Raw genomic sequence first — 24884 nt, 5'->3', positions numbered from 1 at the left:
TTGTTCGCTGACGGCGGCGTGAGTAATTTTGTACACGCGAGACACTAGAATAACTCGGGGCTACTGCGGTCCGACGTAGGAGAGGACGTACCGGCCAGTCGCGCCGCCAAGTCGCGCAACGGCACAGTTTCAAGAGCTTCGCTTGTGTGAACCAGGCCTGCGGTGTCAGCATCATTGGACAGTTTGTCCAAGAACTTGGACAGGGCGTTTATTGTCTGCCGGATCAGATCTATTTCTTGCAACGCTGTTAGTGCTTCTTGATCCAATTTTTGTGCGCTGCCACAGAGGATTTTATCGACAGTATGCTCAATTCTCTCAAGACTATGCTCCAACGTCAGCATTTCGGCGGCAACCTTTTCGGTTGCCAACCTTAATGGCACTTTTGCGGATCCATGCGTCATTAAAGCCGCCCCACAACACTTTCGATGCACTGCTTCATGGATGCCGATGTGAATGGCTTTTTGATCATATTGTTAAGGCCCAGTTTCTTGGCCTCGTTGACGATTTCTGGTGTGGGGCGACCGGTTACGAGGATAAAGCCGACTTTCTGCGTAGACGGATGGGATCTAACGGCCTTAAGCAGACCAAGGCCATCAAGGCCGGGCATGTTGTAGTCCGACAGAACCAGGTGGACAGGATTTCCCGCCATTCGTTCGAGCGCGCGCCGACCGTCATTCTCAGTTAAATAATTCTTGATGCCGATGTCGTCGAGTGCCTGGGTTATGAGCCCGCGACTCGTAGCCATGTCGTCGACAACCATCACGCGAAGGGAGGATTTGAGACTCATTTCTTTCTCCTACTTTGCCAATCGGGCTATGCATCTTGGCGTTTTTTGTAGCTAGTGACACCGGCGTTAATGAGATACTCTCCAGCCGGTCCGGTAATTCTTTCGGAGTGACCTATAAAAAGGTGCCCTCCGGGTTTGAGTTTCTCAGTCAATTTCATCCACAGATTTTGCTGGGTTTGCTGGTCAAAGTAAATTGCCACATTTCTGCAAAATATTGCGTCGAAACGGCCTCGAATGGGCCATTCAGATATTAGATTAAGCTCTGCGAAGGATATCAGGGACTTCGTTTTAGCGCATATTTCGTTTCGGTCTTTGTTGAGTTTTGATGAGGCAAACAAAGCTTTGACTTGGTGCGCATCCAAGGTCTCTGTCTCAGATTGGCTATACTGACCGCGTTTCGCTACTTCCAACACCTTCGGGTCAATATCGGTTGCCAGGATCTTTACATCGCATTCGGCGGCCTGTGGCATTTTTTCTAGAATGGTTGCTGCGATGGAATATGGTTCCTCTCCCGAAGAGCAGCCAGCTGACCAAACCCTAGAACGGTCGCCGTGTTTTGCGTTTTCCTGAAACTGAGGCAAGCACACCTCTGCCAGAGTCTTGAAGTGGTGGGGCTCGCGAAAGAAGCTCGTAACATTGGTTGTGAGCGCGGAAACGAGCTCCTGTGCCTCAGTTTTTGGGTCGCTGCGGACTAGATCTATGTACTGCTGAAAGCTGGAAACTTTACGTGCTTTTAAGCGCTTCGATAGTCTTGAGTACACCAACGGTTTTTTGCTTTCCGACAGGCTAAGCCCATAGTTTTCTTTTGCAAGCGCGGCCAAGCTCTGAAAATCCTTGTCAGAGAACGGTATGTCGAAACGACTCTCTGAATCCGGCATTGCCATTACAGGACGGAGCCTCCAGTGTTTTCCAAGACAGCTTCCAAATTGACGACGCGGACCATCGCTTCGTCTACCGAAATCATGCCGAGGATAGAATGACGGGTTGCATCTGATTTAATGTCTGGAGTTTCCTGAATTGCTGTCTTTTCCACAGAAAGGATCTCGGATACCGACTCTACGAGAAGGCCAATTGTCGTGCCTTCCACTGAAGCGACAATTACAACATTGCGTTCGTTCGCTGGCGTTTTTCCCAAATTGAAGCGCGCAGACAGGTCAAAGATTGGAATAACTGCGCCACGGAGGTTCATCACACCCAGTACATCTGTCGGCGTATGGGGCAGGGCTGTGACAGGAGTCCACCTGCGGATCTCGCGAATCTGTGTGATTTCGAGACAATAGTCCTGTCCGCCAGCGGAGAAGGTGATGAACTCGAATTGGGAGTCGATGCGTGCTTCAGCTGCTTCAGCCATGACGAAGTTCCATTCTTGGTTGATGTCCAAACATTTCCATACTGGATCCATGCCCGAGTTTGATTAGCTCTTCCGGGTCCAGGATAAGCGCAATCTTGCCGTCGCCTAAAATGGTGGCGGCACTGACGCCAGGAATAGCCGCATAGTTGCTCTCAAGGCTCTTGATGACGACCTGTCGTTGATCATGTATCGCGGATACGCGGAGGGCGGTGAGACCTTGCATTTCGGTCGAGACAAGCAAAAGTATTCCGGGTCCATCGCATGGCGAATTGTTCGCTAGGTTCAGGCTTTCAGCCACATCGACGATAGGGACATACGCGCCTCTTACACTCACGACCTCGCTGTCAGTGCCGATCAGATGGATGTCCTTGGGATTCGGTCGGATCGTTTCCAGAATTGATGCAATCGGAATGACCATTGTTTGATCTGCAACCGAAATAACAAAGCCATCCATAACGGCCAAGGTCAGTGGCAGAACGATGGTAAACGTTGTTCCTTTTCCTTGCGTCGAACTTATCGAAACACGCCCGCCCAAGGCTTGCACAGCATTCTTGACAACATCCATGCCAACCCCGCGACCGGAAAGGTTTGACACCTGTCCAGCGGTCGAGAAACCCGGAAGAAACAGCAGGTTGTCGATTTCTGGGTCGGACAGTTCGACATCAGGCGCAACCAGATTTTTCTCAATGGCTTTTTCCAATATCTTTGGACGATTTAGTCCTGCGCCGTCGTCCGAGATTTCGATGAAAACGCTTCCGGAACGATGCGCCGCAGAAAGCCGGATGGTACCCACTGGGTCCTTGCCCGCGGCCTCACGCGCTTCGGGCTTTTCCAAACCGTGGTCGACGGCGTTTCGGATCATATGAGTCAAAGGATCGGCAAGCCGTTCAATGACTGTTTTGTCAACTTCCGTCGAATCGCCAACCGTCACGAGTTTCGACTTCTTGTTCGTTGCATCGGATGCTTCACGAACAATGCGCGACATTCGCTGAAAGAGAGGCTTTACGGGTTGTGCCCGGATGGCCATCACCCCTTCTTGGATGTCCCGTGCAAGAAGTTTGTAGGCCTCAAGTTCGTTCGTTAGGTGGGCGACCGTCGGCAGATCGAGTTCTTCAATGCGCTGCGAGATCATCGCTTGGTTGATGATCAATTCGCCGACGGTGTTGATCAGCCGGTCGACACGATCCAAGTCGACTCGAAGGGTTGGCTTAGGGCCGCGGGATTCTTTGGCCGCCGCAGCTGCGGCCGGTGCTTTTGGGGACGAGGTCGCTCTTTCCAAATCTTCGCCGGTCGGAAGCGTCCCATCGGACGTACCGGGCGTGTCTTGCGTCTCCTCCGGGGACACCACTTGGACGGGCGCCGGAACAGCAGTCTCGTCGACGCTGATATCGAGGTCACACAGTCCTTCCACAAACTCGAACACTTCGTGGAGCGTCGTTTCCGGTTCGGCGGTGTTTAGGGTCATCGTCCACTTCAAGACGGCGTCAGAGGGATCAAATGCGTCGAACTCTGGCAACGCACTTGCATCGAGTTCTACGCTCAGGTCGCCGATTTCGGCGAGGGCGTCGAAGATCAACAAAGGCTCATGGCCGTTTTCGTAAAGCGACTTCGTCGGCTTGAACTTGATTGTAAAACAGCGGTGCGCGGTCTCCGGCAGAACGTCAGCGAGGTCGACAGGCTCCGAGCCGAAATCAAGGGTGACGGCGTCAAAGCTGAATTCTTCTTCTTGAGACGAGCCCCCAAGGTAGCCTTCGAGTTCCTTTATGACGCCTTCTTCGGCGGTTGGATCCAGATCGGTCTCATCCCGTTCTGCGGCGACGAGATCGGAAAGCTTGTCTCCGGACCGATGGAACAGCGACATCAGCTTTTCGTCAACGGGCAACTCTCGGTCGCGGACTTTGTCCATGACCGTTTCAAAGGTATGTGCAAAGTTGACGAGCCTGTTCAGGCCAAATGCGCCTGCGCCGCCTTTGATAGAGTGAACCGCCCGGAAAACCGCGTTGATCACTTCCATATCGTCGGTGGATTCCTCCATTTGGGAGAGACCCTCGACCAATGCTTCGAGGAGCTCTTCGCACTCTTCGAAAAATGTATCTCTGATAGAATTGCCCGACATGTCAGCCCATATGCCCCGTTAAACGCTTCAAAACCGACACCAGCGAGGCATCGTCGAACGGCTTCACAATCCAGCCGGTTGCCCCGGCTTGACGTGCGCGGGCCTTCAGTTGGTCCGAGCTTTCAGTCGTCAGCACCAGGATTGGCACTGTCGTCCGGTTCGGGCCGCTGCGCAGCGTGTCGATCACACCGAACCCGTCCATCTTGGGCATGTTGATGTCTGTGATCACCACGTCGGGATCAACATCCGGAAAGACTTCGACACCCTCTTGGCCGTCGCAGGCAGAGTGAAACTCGAAACCAGCCCCCTCAAGAGAGACCCGCAAAAGGTTCCGGATTGTGCGTGAATCGTCGATTGCCAGCACTTTCGTTGTCATTGCGCGGTCTCCTCGTCGAAATGGTCAGGTGAAAGCCCGAGTCTGTTCAGGCCCTCGCGGAAAGTTGGCGACATGTCGGTGACTTTGAACGGAGCAGCATCGATGGCCCATTGCTTTTGGGCGACCAAAAGCAGCTGTAACCTATGAGAATCGAGGCGGCTGACGTCCCTGGCAGAGACCGTCACCGGCGAGCGTCGCGCGTTAAGGAGAAAGGCCACAAGCGGGTCTTCTCCTGATCGAGCTCGGGTCGCCCCAAGCGCATGAAAATTAATATCTGGCATCGTCAAACTGCATCCCCAATTGGCACCGTTCGCGCCGATGCACGGCACGTCATCGACAAGCAGGAATAAGCCCGCTATCTTAACAAAGCGTTCCAGACTGCCGGCCCAGCTGCATCATCGCGCCAATTTTGGCGTTAGCTGTTCTTTTACGCTTGGTGTCAGCGCCAAATTCTCTCTTATAAATAGGCGCTTAGATAAGAGTGGCGGGCTGTTTGCCCGTGATCGGACAACCGGTGGAATGACGAGAGAACTCGCTGAAAATTGTAGGAATACCTGCGTCTGCGCCGATCTCTAGCCGGTATGCCCGGTGTTCTTGAGGTCTTTGAGATCGGGCAACAGCTCGGCGGCATGGGAAATCGCCCAGTCGCGCACCTTCTCTGCGGTGGCGCTAAGACGTTGGTCGGCGCGCGACAGGATGTACCACGTCCGATAGATCGGCAGCCCGTGACAGGGCAGGGCGATCAAGCGCCCGCTGCGCAGCTCATCCGCGACGGTGTGCGCGGAAATCAACGCGATTCCAAGACCATATATCACCGCTTGCTTGATCGTCTCATTCGACGACATCTCGACGACGCTGACCTTTTGGGCGGTGCCCGTTTCGTCCAGAAACCGCGTCGCAAGGATCCGAGTCCCCGATCCCGGCTCGCGGACAACGAACTTTTGCTCGAACAAATCTTCGCGCAGGATCAAGTCTTTTTGCGCCAGGGGGTGGTCGGCAGAGGCGATCAGAATGTGCGGATGTTGCGCCAAAGGCCGCGCGTCAACCTGCGGCGCACGCGGGGGGCGGCCCATGATACAGATGTCCAGCTCGCGTTTTTCCAAGGCGGCCAAGATCTCTTGTCGGTTGCCGACCTTCAGAATCACCTCGATGCCGGGCAGTTCCTTGTGCAGTTGCGCCACGATTCGAGGGGCGAAATACTTGCCGGTGCTGACCACGCCCAGGACGACGCTGCCCTCTAGCCCGGAATTCAGCGCGTTGATTCGATGCAAGGCGCGGGCCATGGCGGCCCGCAGTTCCGAATAGGCATCAAGGATCGCTTGCCCCTGAGCGGTTGGGGTGTTGCGCTCTCGGCCCTCACGGATCAGCAGCGGCGCACCGATGATATCCTCCAATGACTTCAACTGGCTATGAATGGCCGGCCCGGTCAGCCCCAGACGATCCGCAGCCGCCGAAATCGTGCCCTCATCCACAACCGCAGACAGAGCACGCATTTGCTTTAGGGTGAGTTGATCCAGCCGCTTCATTAAATTTTTCTGACACTCCGCTCAGAATTTTGAAATTTTATTATCGAAAGTCTTAACCAATAACAAGCGCAGCACCAGACGAGGAAGGGAGGCCTCTAATGCTGCCTATGAAAGCAAACACACCGATCCCCGATGATCTGGCGCCGGTTATGAACGCCCTGTGCCGCGTGGCCGCCGATCTGTCGGACTTGATCGCCCGCGGTCCTCTGGGCGGACGCCTTGGGGCGAGCGTTGGCAACAACACCGATGGCGACGACCAAAAAGCGTTAGACGTGATGGCCGATGACGTCTTTGCGGCGGCTTTGAAAGGCACCGGCATCCGCTGGTACGCCTCCGAAGAGCAAGAGACCGTCAATGAAATCGACGCCGACGGCACGCTGGCGCTGGCCATTGATCCGCTGGACGGGTCGTCCAACATCGACGTCAACGTGTCCATCGGCACGATCTTTGGCATCCAGCCGGCGCTGGACAGCGGCGAGGCGACGTTCCTGCGCTCTGGTCGTCACCTGCGCGCCTCTGGCTACTTTATCTACGGGCCGCAGACCGCGCTGGTCGTGACCTTTGGTGATGGCGTGCGCCAGTTCATCTTTGACCGCGCCACCGCGACCTTTACCGAAACCGAAACGGTGCCGACCGTGCCCGCCTCTGCATCAGAGTTCGCGATCAATGCGTCCAACTACCGTCACTGGTCCGCCCCGGTGCGCGCCTATATCGACGACTGCCTCGCCGGGGTCGACGGACCGCGCGCCAAGAACTTCAACATGCGTTGGGTGGCCTCTCTGGTGGCTGAAACCCACCGGATCATGTGCCGCGGCGGCATCTTTTTGTACCCCGGCGATGCGCGCAAAGGTTATGAGCAGGGCCGCCTGCGCCTGGTCTATGAATGCGCGCCCATCGGCTTCCTTGTGGAACAGGCGGGCGGGCGGGCCACCACCGGCACCGCGCCGGTACTGGACCGTGTCCCCGACAGCTTGCACGCCCGCACGCCATTTGTCTTTGGCACCATCGAAAAAGTCGACCGCGTCACCAGTTATCACGACCTGCCCGAGCGCGAAGCCTCGGCCTTGTTCGCCAATCGCGGCCTGTTCCGCGCCTGATCCAGAAAGCACAACATGTCCAAGAAGCACCCGATCATCTCCGTGACCGGCTCGTCCGGGGCTGGCACCACGACAGTGAAATCCACCTTTGACCAGATTTTCCGGCGCGAAGGCATTTCCACCGTTTCCATCGAAGGCGACGCCTTTCACCGCTTTGACCGCGCCGCCATGAAGGCCGAGCTGGACAAGCGCAAGGCCGAGGGCGACGAGACCTTTAGCCACTTTTCCTATGACGCCAACGAGCTGGCCAAGCTCGAAGACGTGTTCCGCACCTATGGTGAGACCGGCAAGGGGGAGACCCGTCATTATATCCACGACGAGGACGAGGCCGAGCGTTACGGCGCGGCCCCCGGCACCTTTACCGACTGGTCGCCGTTCGAGCCGGACTCTGACCTGCTGTTCTACGAGGGTCTGCACGGCGCAGTGGTCAACGACGAGGTGAACCTTGCCGCCCATGCCGACCTCAAGATCGGCGTGGTTCCGGTCATCAACCTGGAATGGACGCAAAAGATCCACCGCGACAGCGCCAAGCGCGGCTACACCACCGAGGCGGTCACCGACACCATTCTGCGCCGGATGCACGCCTATGTGCACTGCATCTGCCCGCAGTTTTCGGAAACCGACATCAACTTTCAGCGTGTGCCGGTGGTCGACACCTCGAACCCCTTCATCGCGCGGTGGATTCCCACCCCCGATGAAAGCCTCGTGGTGATCCGCTTCAAAAGTCCACGCGGCATCGATTTTCCCTATCTCACCTCGATGATCGAAGGCAGCTGGATGACCCGCGCCAACTCGATCGTGGTGCCGGGCGGCAAGATGGATCTGGCGATGCAGCTGATCTTTACGCCGATGGTCCACCGCCTCGTTTCCGAATCCAAGCGCGCCTGAAGGAGGCTGACATGAACGTTCAGACCCAGATGACGACCGAAACCATGATGGCCAATGCCATTCGCGTCCTGACCATGGATGCGGTGCAGGCGGCCAATTCCGGGCATCCCGGCGCGCCCATGGGCCTCGCGGATGTGGCGACGGTGCTGTTCAACCGCTTTGTCACCATCGACCCCAAGGACCACAAGTGGCCCGACCGCGACCGCTTTGTCATGAGCGCGGGGCACGGCTCCATGCTGGTTTATGCCATCAACCACCTGCTGGGCTATGATGACATGGACGCCGAGCAGCTGCGCAAGTTCCGCCAGATGGGCTATCGCACCGCCGGTCACCCCGAATACGGCCACGCCAAGGGGATCGAGACGACCACCGGCCCGCTGGGGCAGGGGATTTCCACCGCCGTGGGCATGGCCTTGGCCGAGCGGATGCACAATGCGCGTTTCGGCGATGAGCTGGTCGACCACTATACCTATGTGCTGGCCGGCGACGGCTGCCTGATGGAAGGCATCAGCCACGAGGCCATCGACCTGGCCGGTCACCTTGGCCTTGGCCGTCTGATCGTCTTTTGGGACGACAACAAGATCACCATCGACGGCGCGACGGACCTGTCGACCTCGACCAACCAACACGCGCGCTTCGAGGCGGCGGGCTGGCATGTGCTGGCGGTGGACGGCCACGACGCCGACCAGATCGCCGATGCCATCACCGAGGCCCGCGCCGATGGCCGCCCTTCGATGATCGCCTGCCGCACTGTGATCGGCAAGGGCGCGCCCAACAAGGGCGGCTCTCACAAGGTGCACGGCGCGCCGCTGGGGGCCGAGGAAATCGCCGCCACCCGGGAGGCGCTGAACTGGCCCTACGGCCCTTTCGAGGTCCCCGCCGAGGTGAAATCCGCCTGGGAGGCCATCGCCACCCGCGGCGCCGAGGCCCGCGCCGCCTGGATCAAGCGCAAGAACATCTCTGACAACCGCGACGCGTTCGAGGTGTCGCTGGCCGCGCCGGATGCCAAGGCGCTGGACGCCGCGATCTGCGCCTACAAGGCCCAGCTGTCCAAGGACTTGCCAAAGGTTGCCACCCGCAAGGCCAGCGAAATGGCGTTGGAAGTGGTGAACGAAACCCTGCCGAACTCGGTGGGCGGCTCGGCGGACCTGACCGGCTCGAACCTGACCCAGACCAAGGGGCAGGGGCCGATCAACCGCGATGACTTCTCGGGCAGCTACATCCACTACGGCATCCGCGAGCACGGCATGGCCGCCGCGATGAACGGCATCGCGCTGCACGGGGGCTTCTTTACCTACGGCGGCACGTTCCTGGCCTTTGCGGACTATTGCCGCCCGTCGATCCGCCTGTCGGCCTTGATGGGCTTGCCGGTCGCCTACGTGATGACCCACGACAGCATCGGCCTTGGCGAAGATGGCCCGACCCACCAGCCGGTTGAAACCATCGCCTCGCTGCGCGCCATCCCGAACCTGACGGTTCTGCGTCCCGCCGACGCGGTGGAAACCGCCGAGGCCTGGCAGATCGCGGCCACGTCCAAGAGCACACCGACGCTGCTCTGCCTGTCGCGCCAGAACCTGCCGACCCTGCGCACCAGCCATTGCGACGCGAACAAGACCGCGCGCGGCGCCTATATCCTGCGCGACGTGGACGGGCCGCGGGACGTGACGCTGATCGCTACCGGCTCCGAGGTCGAGATCGCCATGAAGGCCGCCGACCTCCTCGCCGCCGAGGGCATCAAGGCTGTGGTCGTCTCGGCCCCCTCGTTCGAACTGTTCGCGGCCCAGGACCACGTCTACCGCAATCACGTTCTGGGCACCGCGCCGCGTGTGGGGTGCGAAGCGGCGATCCGTCAGGGCTGGGACGCGCTGCTGGGCCGGACCGACGGCTTCGTCGGCATGACCGGCTTTGGCGCTTCGGCCCCGGCGGACGAGCTTTACGCCCATTTCAACATCACCGCAGAGGCCGTCGCAGACGAGGCCCGCAACCGCATCAAGAAGGACCAGTGACATGACAACCAAAGTCGCCATCAACGGGTTTGGCCGCATCGGCCGCAACGTCTTGCGCGCCATCGCAGAATCCGGCCGCAACGACATCGAAGTGGTCGCCATCAACGACCTTGGCCCGGTGGAAACCAACGCCCACCTGCTGCAATTCGACAGCATCCATGGGCGCTTTCCGCAAGAGGTCAAAGTCACCGGCAAGGCCATCGACATTGGCCGCGGCCCCATCGAAGTCACCGCCGAGCGTGACCCCGCCAAGCTGCCGTGGGACGGCGTCGACGTGGCGCTGGAGTGCACCGGCTTCTTCACCGCCCGCGAAAAGGCCGCGCTGCATCTGGAGAATGGCTCTAAACGGGTGCTGGTTTCCGCCCCGGCCACCGGCGCGGACAAGACCGTCGTCTTTGGCGTGAACCACAAAGAGCTCAAGCCCTCGGACGTGATCGTGTCCAACGCATCGTGCACCACCAACTGCCTGTCGCCGGTCGCCAAGGCGCTGAACGATGCGATTGGCATCGACAAGGGCTTTATGACCACGATCCACAGCTACACCGGCGATCAGCCGACGCTGGATACGATGCACAGCGACCTTTACCGCGCCCGCGCCGCCGCCATGAGCATGATCCCCACCTCGACCGGGGCGGCCAAGGCCGTGGGGCTGGTGCTGCCGGAACTCAACGGCAAGCTCGACGGCGTGGCGATCCGCGTGCCGACGCCCAATGTTTCGGTGGTCGATCTGGTCTTTGAGGCCAGCCGCGACACCACCGTGGAAGAGGTCAACGAAGCGATCCGCGCCGCCGCTGACGGCCCGCTGAACGGCGTGCTGGGCTACACCGACAAAGCCAACGTTTCCATGGACTTCAACCACGATCCGCATTCGTCGATCTTCCACATGGACCAGACCAAGGTGATGGACGGCCGCATGGTCCGCATCCTGTCGTGGTACGACAACGAATGGGGCTTCTCGAACCGTATGGCGGACACCGCCTGCGCCATGGGGAGGCTCATCTGATGCAGATCCCTGCGATCACTCAGGCGGACGTGCGCGGCAAGCGCCTGCTGGTCCGCGCTGACCTGAACGTGCCCATGGACGACGGGATGATCACCGACGACACGCGCATCACCCGCTTTGCCGCTGGCATGAAGCCGCTGCTGGATCAAGGCGCGCGCCTGGTCATCATCACCCACTTTGGCCGCCCCAAGGCCAACGTCTTTGACCCGGCGTTCTCCGTCGACAAGCTGCGCCCGGCGCTGTCCAAAGCGCTTGGCACTGACGTCAAATTCTCGGACAACGTGGAAACGGACTCGGCGGTTCTGCTGTCGGAAAAGCTGGCGGATGGGCAGGTTCTGCTGTGCGAGAACTTGCGCTACAACCCCGGCGAGACCGCGAATGACGCGGGCTTTGCGGCTTCGCTGGCCAAGCTGGGCGACATCTACGTCAACGACGCGTTCTCCTGCGCCCACCGCGCCCATGCCTCGACCGAAGCCATTGCCCGTCTGCTGCCCGCCTACGCTGGCCCGCTGATGATGGAAGAGCTGACCGCGCTGGGCGCGGCCCTCGAAGCGCCCAAGCGTCCGAGCGTGGCGATTGTCGGCGGGGCCAAGGTCTCGACCAAGATCGCGGTGCTCAAGAACCTCGTGGAAAAGGTCGATCACGTGATCATCGGCGGGGGGATGGCCAACACCTTTCTCTATGCGGACGGCGCGCCCATGGGCCAGTCGCTGCACGAGGCCGATCAGGTGGACACCGTCGCGGAAATCCGTGCGCTGGCGGACAAGGCGGGGTGCAAGCTGCACCTGCCCGAAGACGTCGCCGCCGCCAAGCATTTCGCCGCCCACGCGCCCTATAACATCTGCCCCGGCAACGCTTGCCCGGACGATGCGCTGATCCTTGATGCGGGGCCCAAAGCGCTCGCGCGGTTCCAGTCGGTGCTGGCGACCTGCAACACGATCCTGTGGAACGGCCCGCTGGGGGCGTTTGAAATCCAGCCCTTTGACCAGTCGACCAAGCTGCTGGCGCAGACCGCCGCCGACCTGACCCGTCAGGGCCTGGCCGTCAGCGTCGCGGGTGGGGGTGACACGGTCGCCGCGCTGAATGCCGCCGGGGCCGCCGAAGACTTTACCTACGTGTCCTCTGCCGGGTGTGCGTTTCTGGAATGGCTGGAGGGCAAGACGCTCCCCGGTATCGCGGCGCTCATGCAGCCCGCTGTAGCAGCCTGAGGGAGGAAAACCATGGCTTTGATAACGCTTCGACAATTGCTCGACCATGCCGCCGAGAATGACTACGGCGTGCCTGCGTTCAACATCAACAACATGGAACAGGGTCTGGCGATCATGAAGGCCGCCGCCGCCTGTGACGCGCCGGTGATCCTGCAAGCCTCGCGCGGGGCCCGCTCCTACGCGGGTGACATCATGCTGCGCCACATGGTGACCGCGCTGTCCGAGATGTACCCCGACAACCACGTCGTGCTGCATCAGGACCACGGCAACAACGACGCCACCTGCCTGTCCGCGATCCGCCACGGCTTTACCAGCGTGATGATGGACGGCTCTCTTGAAGAAGACATGAAGACGCCCGCGTCTTATGACTACAACGTCGAGATCACCAAGCGCGTGACCAAGGCGGCCCATGCGGTCGGTGCCTCGGTCGAGGGCGAGCTGGGCGTTCTGGGCTCGCTGGAAACTGGCGAGGCGGGCGAAGAGGACGGCTCTGGCGCGGTGGGCAAGCTGACCGAGGACCAGCTGCTGACCGATCCCGATCAGGCGGTCGATTTCGTGATGCAGACCAAGTGCGACGCGCTGGCCATTGCCTGCGGCACCTCGCACGGGGCGTATAAGTTCACCCGCAAGCCCGATGGCGACATCCTCTCGATGAAGACCATTCAAGGCATCCACGAAAAGCTGCCGAACACGCATCTGGTGATGCACGGCTCCAGCTCGGTGCCGCAGGAGCTTCAGGATTTGATTAACCAGTACGGCGGCCACATGCCGCAAACCTACGGTGTCCCCGTCGAAGAGATCGAAAAGGGCATCAAGATGGGCGTGCGCAAGGTCAATATCGACACCGACTGCCGCATGGCAATGACCGGCATGTTCCGCAAGATCGCGATGGAAAAGCCGCAGGAGTTCGACCCGCGCAAGTTCAACATCCCCGCGATGGATGAGCTGGAAAAGCTGGTGCGCGACCGCTTTGAGCGGTTCGGCACCGCAGGCCAGGCCCACAAGATCAAGCCCGTTTCGATTGACGAGATGGCCAACCGCTACGCCGCAGGCTTGCTCGATCCGCAGATCGCAGCCGCCCGCGCCGCTTAAGTCCAAGGAGGAGATGGACATGAACGACATGAGCAATCCGACCGAGATCAAGGACCAGAAAAAGCGCTACGCCGCTGGTGTTCTGAAATACGCCCAGATGGGTTATTGGGATGGCGACTATCAGCCCAAGGACACGGATGTCCTCGCGCTGTTCCGCATCACCCCGCAAGAAGGCGTGGACCCCATCGAAGCGGCGGCCGCCGTGGCCGGTGAATCCTCGACCGCGACATGGACCGTGGTCTGGACCGACCGTCTGACCGCCGCCGACCAGTACCGCGCCAAGGCCTACAAGGTCGAGCCGGTGCCGGGGCAGGAAGGCCAGTACTTCTGCTACGTGGCCTACGATCTGATCCTGTTCGAAGAGGGCTCGATCGCCAACCTGACCGCGTCGATCATCGGCAACGTTTTCTCGTTCAAGCCGCTCAAGGCCGCGCGTCTCGAAGATATGCGCTTTCCGGTCGCTTATGTGAAAACCTACGCCGGCCCGCCCACGGGTCTGGTGGTCGAGCGCGAGCGTCTGGACAAGTTTGGCCGCCCGCTGCTTGGGGCTACGACCAAGCCCAAGCTGGGCCTGTCCGGCAAGAACTATGGCCGCGTGGTGTATGAAGGCCTCAAGGGCGGTCTGGACTTTATGAAGGACGACGAGAACATCAACTCGCAGCCCTTCATGCACTGGCGTGACCGTTTCCTGTACTGCATGGAAGCGGTGAACAAGGCGACCGCAGAGACCGGCGAGGTCAAGGGCCACTATCTGAACATCACCGCCGGGACCATGGAAGAGATGTACGCCCGCGCCGAGTTCGCCAAGCAGCTGGGGTCGGTGATCGTCATGGTCGACCTGATCATCGGTTGGACCGCGATCCAGTCGATCTCCAAGTGGTGCCGCGACAACGACATGATCCTGCACATGCACCGCGCTGGGCACGGCACCTATACCCGCCAGAAAAATCACGGCATTTCGTTCCGCGTGATCGCCAAGTGGCTGCGTCTGGCTGGGGTTGACCACCTGCACTGCGGCACCGCCGTGGGCAAGCTGGAAGGCGATCCGCTGACGGTTCAGGGCTTCTACAACGTGTGCCGCGAGACGCATAACACGGTGGACCTGCCGCGTGGGATCTTCTTTGATCAGGACTGGGGCGACATTAAAAAAGTCATGCCGGTGGCGTCGGGTGGTATCCACGCCGGGCAAATGCACCAGCTGATCGACCTGTTCGGCGACGACGTGGTGCTTCAGTTCGGCGGCGGCACCATCGGTCACCCGATGGGTATCCAGGCGGGCGCAACCGCGAACCGCGTGGCGCTGGAAGCTATGATCCTGGCGCGCAACGAAGGCCGCGACATCAAGAACGAAGGTCCCGAAGTTCTGCGTGAAGCCGCCAAGTGGTGCAAGCCGCTGGAAGCCGCTTTGGACACTTGGGGGAACATCACCTTCAACTATACGTCCACCGACACGTCGGACTTTGTCCCGCAAGAAACCCCGGCGATGTAACTGCCCTCTCCCCTCGCGCGGCCCAAATCTTTTTCAAAAGATTTGCAAATTCCTTGGAAGGAATTTGGGCGGCGCGGGGCGGATGACTTCGACAACAGGAGACAGACAATGCGTATTACCCAAGGTTGCTTCAGCTTTCTTCCCGATCTCGACGACGTTCAGATCACCGCTCAGATTGAGTATATCCTGCAAAGGGAATGGGCGGTGAGCCTGGAATTTTCTTATGATCCACATCCGCGGAACACCTATTGGGAGATGTGGGGCCATCCGATGTTCGATCTGCGCGACGCAAAAGGCGCGATGATGGAGCTGAACGAGTGTCGCAAGGCGCATCCGGACGCTTATATTCGTGTGCAAGCCTTTGACAGCACACGTGGTTTCGAGACGGTGATGATGAGCTTTATTGTCAACCGTCCGGCGGATGAGCCGAAAGTGCACATGGCGCGGACCGATTTCGAGGGCCGGTCGCAGAAATACGCTTGGGACGCGCGCTGAGCGTTTGGTCAAGCTTCCGGGGGCGCTGCCCCCGGACCCCCGGGATATTTGAAAAGAGAAGAAGCCAAGGAGCGTCCCCATGAGCGAAGAAGCGGTTGTAGAGCGTCCGACCACTGTCAATCTGGCGGAAGAGTATGAAGCCTCGGGTGTGCGGGAGGTTCTGGAGGATCTGGACCGCGAGTTGATCGGTTTGAGCCCCGTGAAGCTGCGCATCCGCGAGACGGCCGCGCTGTTGTTGGTGGATAAGGCGCGGCGCGAGATGGGCTTGAGCCAGGAGACGCCGACCTTGCACATGTCGTTCACGGGCAATCCCGGGACCGGCAAGACGACCGTGGCGCGGATGATGGCGGGGCTGTTGCATCGGCTGGGGTATGTGCGCAAGGGCCATCTGGTGTCCGTGACGCGCGACGATCTGGTGGGGCAGTATATCGGCCATACGGCACCCAAGACCAAGGAAGTGTTGAAGAAGGCCATGGGCGGGGTCTTGTTCATTGATGAGGCCTATTACCTTTATAAGCCTGATAATGAACGCGATTACGGGCAGGAGGCGATCGAGATCCTGCTTCAGGTCATGGAGAATAACCGCGATGATCTGGTGGTCATCATGGCGGGCTATGCCGACCGGATGGACAAATTCTTTTCCGCGAACCCCGGTTTCCGCAGCCGGATTGCCCATCACATCGATTTCCCCGATTACACCGATGGCGAGCTGTTGCGGATTTCGCAGACCATGCTGGATGGGCAGAATTATGCTTTGGATGACGGCGCGGAGGCGGCGATGCAGGAGTATATCGCCAAGCGCCGGGCGCAGCCGCATTTCGCCAATGCACGTTCGATCCGCAACGCCTTGGACCGCGCGCGTTTGCGGCAGGCGAACCGTTTGTTTACCGAGGCCAATGGGCCTTTGGATTCCACCGCTTTGTCGACCATCACCGAGGATGACATCCGCGCCAGCCGCGTGTTCTCGGGCGGGCTCGACGTGGACAAAGCCCCTATGCAGGAGGCGGCAGAATGAGCTTTGATCGGGCTATCAAGATCGCGCCGTCGATCCTTTCGGCGGATTTTGCCAATTTTGGTCAGGAAATCCGGGCGATCGAGGCGCAGGGCGCCGACTGGGTGCATGTGGACGTCATGGATGGGCACTTCGTGCCGAACCTGACCTTTGGGCCGCCGGCGGTCAAAGCCTTTCGCCCGCACGTCAAAACCGTCATGGACGTGCATTTGATGATCTCTGCGGTGGATGCCTACATCGATGCTTATGCCGATGCCGGTGCCGACGTTCTGACCGCGCATATAGAGGCGGGGCCGCATATCCATCGCACCCTTCAAGCGATCCGCGCGGCGGGAATGAAGGCCGGTGTTGCGCTGAATCCCGGCACGCCATCCGAGGCCGTGGCGCATTTGCTGGACCTGACCGACGTGGTCTGTGTGATGACCGTAAACCCCGGTTTCGGCGGGCAGAAATTCATCGATATGACCGGAAAGGTGCGCGCCTTGCGGACCATGATCGGCGACCGCCCGGTGCACATCGAAATCGACGGCGGTGTCGATCCAACCACTGCGCCTTTGTTGGCGGCGGCGGGCGCTGACGTGCTGGTGGCAGGCTCGGCGGTCTTTCGGGGTGGATCGGTCGACAATCCCGGCGTCTACGGTGACAATATTCAGGCCATCCGCGCCGCGGCGGAGGGCGCCCGAAACGCCGCCTAAAGGAGAACCCCCATGGCCGTATCCCCCCCTGTTTGCGATTTTGGCTGGAAAGCCCCGGAGTTTGCCTTGCCCGCGACCGATGGTCGGACCCTGACCTTTGCCGATGTCGCCGGACCAAAGGGCACACTTGTCATGTTCATCTGCAACCATTGCCCGTATGTGCTGGCGGTGATGGACCGCATCCAGCGCGACGCCGAAGACCTGCAAAAGCTTGGGATCGGTGTGGTGGCAATCTGTTCGAACGACGCGGAGAGTTATCCGGCGGATAGCTTTGAAAACATGCAGGAAATGGCGGCAGACCGTGGGTTTCCCTTTGCCTATCTGCATGACAAAACCCAAGAGGTCGCGCGCGCCTATGACGCCGCCTGCACGCCGGATTTCTTTGGCTTTGATGCGCAGGGCGGCTTGCAGTATCGCGGGCGGCTGGATGCCTCTGGGCGTCAAGCCGCCGACCCGAGCGTGCGCCGCGACCTGTTCGAAGCCATGAAGCACGTGGCCGAAACCGGCCAGGGGCCGCGCGATCAAATCCCTTCGATGGGATGTTCAATCAAATGGAAGGCAGCGTGATGGCACGGATCGTTTTTGACCTCGATGGGACGCTGATCGACAGCGCGCCGGACATCCATCTTGCGGTGACGCGCTTCCTTGAAGAAGAGGGGGTGGCGACGCTGGATTTGCCGACGATAACTTCTTTTATTGGCAATGGGTTACCGCATCTTGTCCGGCTTGTGATCAACGCAACGCCCCTTCGGATTGAGCACCACGCGCGCCACACCAAGCGTGTGATGGAGCACTACGATGCGGTCAATGGCCAGCTGACGCGGCTGTATCCCGGTGTCCGCGAGACGTTGAATGTGTTGCAGGGGCAGGGGCACCAACTGGGGTTGTGCACGAACAAACCCAGCGCGCCGACGCGGGCCATTCTGGACGAGATGGGCTTGATCCATTTCCAAGCGGTCGTCGGCGGCGATAGCCTGCCCACGCGCAAGCCTGATCCCGACCCGCTCAACGCCGCCTTTGCCGAGCTGGGAGAGGGGCCAGAGATCTACGTGGGCGACAGCGAAGTCGATGCCGAAACCGCCCGGCGCGCGCATGTGCCGTTTTTGCTGTTCACCCAAGGGTATCGGAAATCGCCGGTGGCGGAGCTGCCGCATAGCGCCACCTTCGACAGCTTTGCCGAACTGCCCGATCTGGTGGCGCAGATGATGGCGGACACCGCATGACCCTGCGCGCGCTGATCTTTGACGTCGACGGGACCTTGGCCGAAACCGAAGAGGCGCATCGGCGCGCGTTTAACGACACCTTTAGGGATGCGGGGCTAGACTGGCATTGGACGGTTCAGGATTACACGCGGCTGCTGCGCGTCACCGGCGGAAAGGAGCGGATGCGCGCTTTTCGGGATGGGATCGGGCGTGGCCCGGACGATGCACAGATCGCGGCGCTGCATCTGCGCAAGACCGAGCGGTATATGCAGTTGATCGCCCAAGGCGGGCTGCATTTGCGCCCCGGCGTGGCCGAGTTGATTGCTTGGGGCCGCAAGGAAGGGCTGCGTTTGGCCATCGCCACGACCACCAGCCTGCCCAATGTCCAAGCACTGGCTTTGGCCTGTTGGGGCCGTGATGCGGCAGAAATATTCGATGTGATCGCAGCCGGCGACGAGGTTGCCGCGAAAAAGCCGGCGCCGGATGTGTTTGAGCTGGCTCTGCGGCGGCTGGCTTTGCCGGTCAAGGATTGCCTCGCCTTCGAAGACAGCCGCAACGGCTTGCGCGCGGCCAAGGCGGCGGGCCTGCGGACGATTGTGACGCCTTCGCTGTATACCGCGCACGAAGACTTTGATCTTGCGGATGAAATTCGGCCCGATCTTGGCGGTTTCGTCGCGGATCTGGTGCATGTCTGAAGTCTGTACCATCGGTATAGACTTGGGCACGTCCGGCGTGCGGGCGGTGGCCGTGCGCGGCCAGACCGAGCTGGCCCGGGCGGACTGTGCAATCACCGGCGACGCGCGCCGCGACCCTTTGGCGCTTTTTGCGACGGTCCGGACCTGTCTGTCCGATCTGGGCGCACAGCGCGACCTTGCCCCCGAGGCGCTGGCCATTGCCGGCACCTCTGGTTCCTTGGTGCCGGTCAGCGCGACGGGACAACCCTGCGGTGAAATTAGCCTGTACAATGCCAAAGCTGACGTCGCGATTCTGGCGCTACTGGAATCTGCACCGGGCCCGGCCCTTGGACCCTGTTCTACCCTCGCGCGGGCCATCGCCCTACAGCGTACCGGGGCGTATGTCGTGTTCGAGACGGACTATATCGCCGGGCGGCTTGCAGGCGCGCGGCTGCCAGCGGACATGAACAACGCCCTGAAATGCGGGGTAGATCCGCAAACCGGGCACTGGCCGCGCACAACCGCGCCTCTGGACCCCCTGCGGATGCCAGAGCTGGTGCCACCGGGGCAGCCGGTGGCGGACATGCGCAGCCGCTTGGCCAAGAGTTTTGGCTTTCACAGTGCTCCACTGATTTGCGCGGGGACAACCGATGGCTGTGCTTCGGCTTTGGCTGCCGGTTTGGAACGGGTCGGTGATGCGGTGACCTCGCTGGGGTCGACCCTGACCATCAAGATGCTGTCGGACACGCCGATCACCTCGGCCCAACATGGCATATATTCGCATCTTTTGCTGGGGCACTGGCTGGTGGGCGGGGCGTCAAATGCCGGGGGCGCGGTGCTGCGGCAGTTCTTTGACGATGCGCGCTTGGCCGATTTGGGGGCCCAGATCGACCCAGAGGCACCGACCGGCCTGCGCTACACGCCGCTGCTCACCTCGGGCGAGCGGTTTCCCACGGCGGACCCCTATCTGATGCCCTGTTTCACCCCACGTCCCGACTGTGATTCAATTTTTCTGCAAGGAATGCTCGAAGCGCTGGTGCAGGTCGAGGCGGCCGGTTTCCAAGCGCTGCGCAGCTTGGGCGCTCCCCCTTTGCGCCGCCTTTTCGCGGTTGGCGGTGGCCTGAAGATCAAGGGCTGGAATGCGTTACGGCACAAGTACTTGCCCTTTGACCATCACAGCGCCCACCAAGGCGATGCGGCCTTTGGCGCGGCCCGTCTGGCGCGTTTTTCTATGGTGACAGAACGCCCGCAGATATTGGCCGAATAGCGGCAATATACTGACTTCCCTATACAATTCTAAACATTCCAAACTTGTTGGGTTTGGCATCCCCTCACATATTGGCGGGCATCCGCAAAGTGTCGAAAGGGTGGGTTTCGCACAGACGCGGTTGGTTTACTCAGACCACCCTAGGTGAGATATGGCCGAACTTGGTAGCAGTTTCGCGGCCCTGACCCAGAACATTTCTGGCACGCAGGTCGAACTTGCCGGAGACGATTTCGCAAACAGCGCGCTGACCGTGGGCAGCGTTGTCGTTGGCGGCACCGTCACGGGGAACTTGGAAACAAGAGGCGACCGTGATTGGTTTGCCTTGGATTTGGTTGCGGGGCAGACCGTACAGATCTCTTTGACGGGTCAGTCCTTGGCGGACCCGTATCTGCGGCTCTACAGTGCCTCGGGTCAGTTGCTTGATGAAAATGACGACGCTGCGGGGTACGACTCGGCGCTGGTTTACACCGCGACGAGCTACGAACGCGTATATGTCTCTGCCGGAGCATGGGGCGACTCCCTGACGGGTAGCTATCAGGTCGAGGTGGCCCCGTTCGACCCGGCCGACCCGGTCGCTGCGATCACTTGGGGGGCCAAGCTGGCGAGTTCGTCCATCGACGTATACTTTGCCCCACCGGGATATGTCGGCGCGGATGGCATCGTGTCCGAGGGCTGGAACGCCTACGAGATTGCACAAGTCTCGGCGGCCTTTGACCTGATCGAGCAAGTGGCCAATGTGTCCTTCAACGTCCAAAGCACGGATGTGGGCGCGGAATTTGTGCTGGTGCTGGATACCAATGAAATGTCTGCCCTTGGCTATTTCTATCCGCCGGGCATGTCCTATTCGGGGCTGGGGGCCTTTAACGGCAGCGCCTGGGATCGCACGGCAGGTGGATCGTTAGAGATGGGCGGATACGATTTTGTGACCGTCACGCATGAGTTGCTGCATGGGATGGGGCTGGCGCATCCACATGACAGCGGCGGCGGATCAACCGTCATGGATGGCGTCACCGACGCCTTCAACAGCTATGGCACCAATGATCTGAACCAAGGCGTGTTCACCACCATGAGCTACAACACGGGCTTTAGTGTGGGCACCACCGGGACAGCCGGTGATCCGGGGCAAGACTGGGGCTTTGAGGCGGGGCCAATGGCCTTGGACATCGGGGTTTTGCAAGAGAAATACGGGGCAAATACCACCACGGCGGCGGGCGACGATGTGTATGATTTGCCGGATGCAAATGTCTCTGGCACCTATTGGAGCGCCGTTTGGGACACCGGCGGGACCGACATGATGCGCTATTCCGGTGCGCGAAACGTGATGATTGACCTGCGTGCCGCGAGTTTGTCGGGCGATGTGGGCGGTGGAGGGTTCTTGTCCGCAGCGGATGGCATCGCGGGTGGCTACAGCATTGCAAACGGCGTGGTGATCGAAAACGCGCAAAGCGGGTCGGGCGACGACACGGTGGTGGGCAATGACTCAAACAATCACATTATGTCAGGCGACGGCGCCGACAGTGTTATGGGCGGCGCGGGCGATGACTGGATCGGTGGCGGCGCGGGGGCGGATACGCTCGACGGGGGCGACGGGACGGGCGACACGTTGGATTACAGCGTGTCTGATGCCTTTGTCCGGGTCGATCTTGGCGGCAACAGTGCGTCGGGCGGCCATGCCCAGAACGACCAGATCGCCAATTTCGAAAACGTTGTCGGCTCTGGGTTCTCGGACTTTTTACGAGGAAATGATGCTGCCAATCACCTGCGCGGCGGTGCGGGTGCCGACAGCCTGACCGGGCTTGGCGGCAACGACAGCCTGTCGGGGGGCGCGTCTGCGGACACGCTGCTTGGCGGCGACGGGGACGACACGCTTGAAGGCGGGTTCGGCGACGATCGCCTTGAGGGGGGCACTGGTTGGGATTGCGCGATTTACACCGGCTTTGGCGGGGGGATCACGATCAACCTGAACCTGACGGGCGCGCAAAACACCGGCGCGGCGGGCATTGACACCCTGATCGGCATCGAAGACCTCAGAGGCGGTGATTACAACGACCGCTTTACCGGGCTTGGCGGCGATAGCGTACTGTTTGGCGGCGCAGGGTCGGATTGGCTCTTCGGCCTGGGCGGGAATGACAGCCTTGAGGGCGGCGCGGGCAACGACAAGCTGCTGGGCGGCGCAGGCAACGACACGATGACCGGAGAGGACGGGATCGACGTTTTGCTAGGCGATTTGGGCGAGGATCAGCTGTTTGGCGGTGCGTACAACGACCATCTGCGCGGCGGGGCGGGCTCTGACACGCTAGAGGGCGGGGCGGGCCGCGACGTCTTGATCGGCGGCGATTTCCAAGGCGGGTTCCCCGGCGATAGCGCCGCAGATGTCTTTGTCTTCAATGCGCTAAGCGACTCGGCCCGTGGTGGCGGTACCCGAGATATCATCCGCGATTTCGAAGTCGGTTTGGACCTGATCGACCTGTCCGCGCTGCCTGGCACCTTGAATTTCATCGGGACGGCCCGGTTTTCCGGCACCGCAGGAGAGCTGCGTTACTTTAACGCCGGGGCGAATACCGTGATCCGCGTCGATGGCGACGGGGACGGCTATGGCGAGTTCGAGATTTTCGCCAATGGTCTGTTGACCCTGACCGCCGACGATTTCGTCCTGTAGCCCAAAAGCAAACACCCCGGCGCTTGGCCGGGGTGTCGTGGTCAGTTGTCCATCTTGAGCGCCGAGATGAACGCCTCTTGCGGGATGTCCACCTTGCCGAACTGGCGCATCTTTTTCTTACCAGCCTTCTGCTTTTCCAGCAGTTTTTTCTTACGCGTCGCGTCGCCGCCATAGCATTTCGCGGTCACGTCCTTGCGCAGCGCCGACAGGGTTTCGCGCGCGATCACCTTGCCGCCGATGGCCGCTTGGATCGGGATTTTGAACATGTGACGCGGGATCAGATCCTTGAGCTTTTCGCACATGGCGCGCCCACGCATCTCGGCCCGGTCACGGTGAACCATGGTGGACAGCGCGTCGACTGGCTCATCGTTCACAAGGATCGACATCTTAACAAGGCTGTCCTCGCGGTAGCCTTCCATCTGGTAGTCAAAGGACGCGTAGCCCTTGGTCACCGACTTCAGTCGGTCGTAAAAGTCGAACACCACCTCGTTCAGCGGCAGATCATAGACGACCATGGCGCGCGAGCCCGCGTAAGTCAGATCCAGCTGGATGCCACGGCGGTCCTGACACAGTTTCAGCACATCGCCCAAGTAGTCGTCGGGCACAAGGATCGTCGCCTTGATCCGCGGCTCTTCGATGTGGTCGATGGTCGACGGGTCAGGCATGTCGGCCGGGTTGTGCAGATCCAACTTAGAGCCATCTTTCATGAAGATGTGGTAAATCACCGACGGCGCCGTCGTGATCAGCTCGATGTTGTACTCGCGCTCGATCCGGTCGCGGATCACTTCGAGGTGCAACAGCCCAAGGAAGCCGCAGCGGAAACCAAAGCCAAGCGCCGCCGATGTTTCCATCTCATAAGAGAAGGACGCGTCGTTCAGCGCCAGCTTTTCGATGGCGTCGCGCAGGTCTTCGAATTCGGCGGAATCGACCGGGAAGAGGCCACAGAACACCACAGGTTGCGACGGCTTAAAGCCCGGCAAAGGCTCGGTCGCGCCCTTTTTCTCGTGGGTGATCGTGTCGCCCACCTTGGTGTCGCGGACCTGCTTGATCGAGGCGGTCAGGAAGCCGATCTCGCCCGGACCAAGCGCCGGGACGTTTTCCATCGCGGGGCGGAAAACACCAAGGCGATCAACGCCATAGCGGGCGCCGGTCTGCATCATCTTGATTTGGTCACCCTTCTTCAGGGTGCCGTCCATGATCCGCACCAGGACCACAACGCCCAGGTAGGGATCGTACCACGAATCCACCAGCATCGCCTTGAGCGGCGCGTCCGGGTCACCGCCGTGGGGCGGGGGCAGACGGTTGACGATCGCTTCGAGCACATCGGGAATGCCGATGCCGGTCTTGGCGGAAATCAGGCAGGCGTCCGAGGCGTCGATGCCAATCACATCCTCGATCTGCTCTGCCACGCGCTCGGGCTCTGCGGCGGGCAGGTCAACCTTGTTCAACACCGGGACGATCTCGTGATCGGCCTCGATGGCGGTGTAAACGTTCGCCAGCGTCTGCGCCTCGACCCCTTGAGAGGCGTCGACCACGAGCAGCGACCCTTCGACCGCGCGCATCGACCGCGACACTTCGTAGGCAAAGTCCACGTGTCCGGGCGTGTCGATCAAATTGAGGACATAATCCTCACCGTCGTTCGCCTTGTATTCAATGCGGACGGTGTTCGCCTTGATCGTGATCCCGCGTTCCCGTTCGATATCCATCGCGTCGAGCAGCTGCTCTTTCATATCGCGATCAGAGACGGTGTTCGTGGACTGGATCAGCCGGTCGGCCAGGGTGGATTTCCCGTGGTCGATATGGGCGACGATGGAGAAGTTGCGGATGCGATTCAATGGGGTCATGATGGCCCGGATATGATGCGGATACGGTGTTTGGTCAAGCGTGTATAGCGCGCCTTGGCCCTTTGTATGACGGATTATCGCGGGATTTTTCGGCAAT

24 protein-coding genes are annotated in these 24884 nt (G+C 60.4%); 15 read left to right on the top strand and 9 right to left on the bottom strand.

What is annotated here, in order from left to right; translation table 11 throughout:
- Window positions 1-44 precede the first annotated feature (44 nt).
- The 8 genes from B9A11_RS19145 to B9A11_RS19110 form a co-directional block, all read right to left on the bottom strand.
- Window positions 45-401, bottom strand: a complete 357-nt coding sequence (locus tag B9A11_RS19145) for a hypothetical protein (protein WP_143595944.1) — start codon at window positions 399-401, stop codon at window positions 45-47.
- A complete protein-coding gene (locus B9A11_RS19140) occupies window positions 401-787 on the bottom strand; it encodes a response regulator (protein WP_058249315.1) in 387 nt (128 codons plus the stop codon). The genes B9A11_RS19145 and B9A11_RS19140 overlap by 1 nt, the downstream gene beginning before the upstream one ends.
- Before the next feature lie 26 nt (window positions 788-813).
- Complete coding sequence (locus B9A11_RS19135) at window positions 814-1671, bottom strand: CheR family methyltransferase (RefSeq protein ID WP_058249316.1); 858 nt, start codon at window positions 1669-1671, stop codon at window positions 814-816.
- Window positions 1671-2138, bottom strand: coding sequence for a chemotaxis protein CheW (locus tag B9A11_RS19130; protein WP_058249317.1), 468 nt, complete (start codon window positions 2136-2138; stop codon window positions 1671-1673). Before B9A11_RS19130 ends, B9A11_RS19135 begins: the two co-directional genes overlap by 1 nt.
- Window positions 2131-4254 (bottom strand): chemotaxis protein CheA, encoded by a 2124-nt coding sequence (locus tag B9A11_RS19125; protein ID WP_058249318.1) that lies wholly within the window; start codon window positions 4252-4254, stop codon window positions 2131-2133. The genes B9A11_RS19130 and B9A11_RS19125 overlap by 8 nt, the downstream gene beginning before the upstream one ends.
- Before the next feature lies 1 nt (window position 4255).
- Entirely contained in the window at window positions 4256-4630 is a 375-nt protein-coding gene (locus tag B9A11_RS19120; protein ID WP_058249319.1) for a response regulator, read from the bottom strand.
- Window positions 4627-4911, bottom strand: coding sequence for an STAS domain-containing protein (locus B9A11_RS19115; RefSeq protein WP_058249320.1), 285 nt, complete (start codon window positions 4909-4911; stop codon window positions 4627-4629). Before B9A11_RS19115 ends, B9A11_RS19120 begins: the two co-directional genes overlap by 4 nt.
- 291 nt (window positions 4912-5202) lie before the next feature.
- Window positions 5203-6156 (bottom strand): LysR family transcriptional regulator, encoded by a 954-nt coding sequence (locus tag B9A11_RS19110; RefSeq protein WP_058249321.1) that lies wholly within the window; start codon window positions 6154-6156, stop codon window positions 5203-5205.
- Between the two features lie 98 nt (window positions 6157-6254).
- Between B9A11_RS19110 and B9A11_RS19105 the strand changes: the two genes are divergently transcribed.
- The 15 genes from B9A11_RS19105 to B9A11_RS19035 all read left to right on the top strand — a co-directional run bounded on the left by B9A11_RS19105 (window position 6255) and on the right by B9A11_RS19035 (window position 22943).
- Window positions 6255-7253: a class 1 fructose-bisphosphatase gene (locus tag B9A11_RS19105; protein ID WP_058249322.1), complete on the top strand. Its 999-nt coding sequence runs from the start codon at window positions 6255-6257 to the stop codon at window positions 7251-7253.
- A gap of 15 nt (window positions 7254-7268) precedes the next feature.
- Window positions 7269-8141 carry a phosphoribulokinase gene (locus B9A11_RS19100; protein WP_058249323.1) on the top strand — a complete coding sequence of 291 codons (873 nt, stop codon included), beginning with the start codon at window positions 7269-7271 and terminating at the stop codon, window positions 8139-8141.
- Window positions 8142-8152: 11 nt separating this feature from the next.
- Entirely contained in the window at window positions 8153-10147 is a 1995-nt protein-coding gene (gene tkt, locus B9A11_RS19095; protein WP_058249324.1) for a transketolase, read from the top strand.
- Between the two features lies 1 nt (window position 10148).
- A complete protein-coding gene (gene gap, locus B9A11_RS19090; RefSeq protein ID WP_058249325.1) occupies window positions 10149-11150 on the top strand; it encodes a type I glyceraldehyde-3-phosphate dehydrogenase in 1002 nt (333 codons plus the stop codon).
- Window positions 11150-12358, top strand: a complete 1209-nt coding sequence (locus B9A11_RS19085) for a phosphoglycerate kinase (protein WP_058249326.1) — start codon at window positions 11150-11152, stop codon at window positions 12356-12358. The genes gap and B9A11_RS19085 overlap by 1 nt, the downstream gene beginning before the upstream one ends.
- Before the next feature lie 12 nt (window positions 12359-12370).
- Window positions 12371-13450 (top strand): class II fructose-bisphosphate aldolase, encoded by a 1080-nt coding sequence (gene fba, locus B9A11_RS19080; protein WP_058249327.1) that lies wholly within the window; start codon window positions 12371-12373, stop codon window positions 13448-13450.
- Between the two features lie 19 nt (window positions 13451-13469).
- The gene (locus B9A11_RS19075) at window positions 13470-14939 is read left to right on the top strand and encodes a form I ribulose bisphosphate carboxylase large subunit (RefSeq protein WP_083499963.1); all 1470 of its coding nucleotides are present in this window, start codon (window positions 13470-13472) and stop codon (window positions 14937-14939) included.
- Window positions 14940-15047: 108 nt separating this feature from the next.
- On the top strand, window positions 15048-15434 hold the full coding sequence (locus tag B9A11_RS19070; protein WP_058249329.1) for a ribulose bisphosphate carboxylase small subunit: 387 nt from the start codon (window positions 15048-15050) through the stop codon (window positions 15432-15434).
- A 79-nt stretch (window positions 15435-15513) separates the two neighbouring features.
- A complete protein-coding gene (gene cbbX / locus B9A11_RS19065) occupies window positions 15514-16449 on the top strand; it encodes a CbbX protein (protein WP_058249330.1) in 936 nt (311 codons plus the stop codon).
- Window positions 16446-17141, top strand: coding sequence for a ribulose-phosphate 3-epimerase (gene rpe, locus B9A11_RS19060; RefSeq protein ID WP_058249331.1), 696 nt, complete (start codon window positions 16446-16448; stop codon window positions 17139-17141). Before cbbX ends, rpe begins: the two co-directional genes overlap by 4 nt.
- A 12-nt stretch (window positions 17142-17153) precedes the next feature.
- Window positions 17154-17708: a thioredoxin family protein gene (locus tag B9A11_RS19055; protein WP_058249332.1), complete on the top strand. Its 555-nt coding sequence runs from the start codon at window positions 17154-17156 to the stop codon at window positions 17706-17708.
- Window positions 17708-18364 (top strand): phosphoglycolate phosphatase, encoded by a 657-nt coding sequence (gene gph / locus B9A11_RS19050; protein ID WP_083499964.1) that lies wholly within the window; start codon window positions 17708-17710, stop codon window positions 18362-18364. Before B9A11_RS19055 ends, gph begins: the two co-directional genes overlap by 1 nt.
- The gene (locus B9A11_RS19045) at window positions 18361-19038 is read left to right on the top strand and encodes an HAD family hydrolase (protein WP_058249334.1); all 678 of its coding nucleotides are present in this window, start codon (window positions 18361-18363) and stop codon (window positions 19036-19038) included. The genes gph and B9A11_RS19045 overlap by 4 nt, the downstream gene beginning before the upstream one ends.
- Window positions 19031-20284, top strand: a complete 1254-nt coding sequence (locus B9A11_RS19040) for an FGGY-family carbohydrate kinase (protein WP_058249335.1) — start codon at window positions 19031-19033, stop codon at window positions 20282-20284. The genes B9A11_RS19045 and B9A11_RS19040 overlap by 8 nt, the downstream gene beginning before the upstream one ends.
- A 151-nt stretch (window positions 20285-20435) precedes the next feature.
- Window positions 20436-22943, top strand: coding sequence for a M10 family metallopeptidase C-terminal domain-containing protein (locus B9A11_RS19035; RefSeq protein WP_058249336.1), 2508 nt, complete (start codon window positions 20436-20438; stop codon window positions 22941-22943).
- 41 nt (window positions 22944-22984) lie between these two features.
- Here the strand turns inward: B9A11_RS19035 and lepA are convergent, their stop codons facing one another.
- Complete coding sequence (lepA, locus tag B9A11_RS19030; protein ID WP_058249337.1) at window positions 22985-24787, bottom strand: translation elongation factor 4; 1803 nt, start codon at window positions 24785-24787, stop codon at window positions 22985-22987.
- Between the last annotated feature and the right edge of the window lie 97 nt (window positions 24788-24884).

The organism is Tropicibacter naphthalenivorans (genome assembly GCF_900176475.1).
Classification (GTDB): domain Bacteria; phylum Pseudomonadota; class Alphaproteobacteria; order Rhodobacterales; family Rhodobacteraceae; genus Tropicibacter; species Tropicibacter naphthalenivorans.
This window is presented reverse-complemented; position numbering and strand designations above follow the sequence as displayed.

What these genes read in the sequence shown, in the direction of transcription:
- B9A11_RS19145 (WP_143595944.1), bottom strand. Translation starts at nt 401, where the DNA reads ATGACGCATGGATCCGCAAAAGTGCCATTAAGGTTGGCAACCGAAAAG.
- B9A11_RS19140 (WP_058249315.1), bottom strand. Translation starts at nt 787, where the DNA reads ATGAGTCTCAAATCCTCCCTTCGCGTGATGGTTGTCGACGACATGGCT.
- B9A11_RS19135 (WP_058249316.1), bottom strand. Translation starts at nt 1,671, where the DNA reads ATGGCAATGCCGGATTCAGAGAGTCGTTTCGACATACCGTTCTCTGAC.
- B9A11_RS19130 (WP_058249317.1), bottom strand. Translation starts at nt 2,138, where the DNA reads ATGGCTGAAGCAGCTGAAGCACGCATCGACTCCCAATTCGAGTTCATC.
- B9A11_RS19125 (WP_058249318.1), bottom strand. Translation starts at nt 4,254, where the DNA reads ATGTCGGGCAATTCTATCAGAGATACATTTTTCGAAGAGTGCGAAGAG.
- B9A11_RS19120 (WP_058249319.1), bottom strand. Translation starts at nt 4,630, where the DNA reads ATGACAACGAAAGTGCTGGCAATCGACGATTCACGCACAATCCGGAAC.
- B9A11_RS19115 (WP_058249320.1), bottom strand. Translation starts at nt 4,911, where the DNA reads ATGCCAGATATTAATTTTCATGCGCTTGGGGCGACCCGAGCTCGATCA.
- B9A11_RS19110 (WP_058249321.1), bottom strand. Translation starts at nt 6,156, where the DNA reads ATGAAGCGGCTGGATCAACTCACCCTAAAGCAAATGCGTGCTCTGTCT.
- B9A11_RS19105 (WP_058249322.1), top strand. Translation starts at nt 6,255, where the DNA reads ATGCTGCCTATGAAAGCAAACACACCGATCCCCGATGATCTGGCGCCG.
- B9A11_RS19100 (WP_058249323.1), top strand. Translation starts at nt 7,269, where the DNA reads ATGTCCAAGAAGCACCCGATCATCTCCGTGACCGGCTCGTCCGGGGCT.
- tkt (WP_058249324.1), top strand. Translation starts at nt 8,153, where the DNA reads ATGAACGTTCAGACCCAGATGACGACCGAAACCATGATGGCCAATGCC.
- gap (WP_058249325.1), top strand. Translation starts at nt 10,149, where the DNA reads ATGACAACCAAAGTCGCCATCAACGGGTTTGGCCGCATCGGCCGCAAC.
- B9A11_RS19085 (WP_058249326.1), top strand. Translation starts at nt 11,150, where the DNA reads ATGCAGATCCCTGCGATCACTCAGGCGGACGTGCGCGGCAAGCGCCTG.
- fba (WP_058249327.1), top strand. Translation starts at nt 12,371, where the DNA reads ATGGCTTTGATAACGCTTCGACAATTGCTCGACCATGCCGCCGAGAAT.
- B9A11_RS19075 (WP_083499963.1), top strand. Translation starts at nt 13,470, where the DNA reads ATGAACGACATGAGCAATCCGACCGAGATCAAGGACCAGAAAAAGCGC.
- B9A11_RS19070 (WP_058249329.1), top strand. Translation starts at nt 15,048, where the DNA reads ATGCGTATTACCCAAGGTTGCTTCAGCTTTCTTCCCGATCTCGACGAC.
- cbbX (WP_058249330.1), top strand. Translation starts at nt 15,514, where the DNA reads ATGAGCGAAGAAGCGGTTGTAGAGCGTCCGACCACTGTCAATCTGGCG.
- rpe (WP_058249331.1), top strand. Translation starts at nt 16,446, where the DNA reads ATGAGCTTTGATCGGGCTATCAAGATCGCGCCGTCGATCCTTTCGGCG.
- B9A11_RS19055 (WP_058249332.1), top strand. Translation starts at nt 17,154, where the DNA reads ATGGCCGTATCCCCCCCTGTTTGCGATTTTGGCTGGAAAGCCCCGGAG.
- gph (WP_083499964.1), top strand. Translation starts at nt 17,708, where the DNA reads ATGGCACGGATCGTTTTTGACCTCGATGGGACGCTGATCGACAGCGCG.
- B9A11_RS19045 (WP_058249334.1), top strand. Translation starts at nt 18,361, where the DNA reads ATGACCCTGCGCGCGCTGATCTTTGACGTCGACGGGACCTTGGCCGAA.
- B9A11_RS19040 (WP_058249335.1), top strand. Translation starts at nt 19,031, where the DNA reads ATGTCTGAAGTCTGTACCATCGGTATAGACTTGGGCACGTCCGGCGTG.
- B9A11_RS19035 (WP_058249336.1), top strand. Translation starts at nt 20,436, where the DNA reads ATGGCCGAACTTGGTAGCAGTTTCGCGGCCCTGACCCAGAACATTTCT.
- lepA (WP_058249337.1), bottom strand. Translation starts at nt 24,787, where the DNA reads ATGACCCCATTGAATCGCATCCGCAACTTCTCCATCGTCGCCCATATC.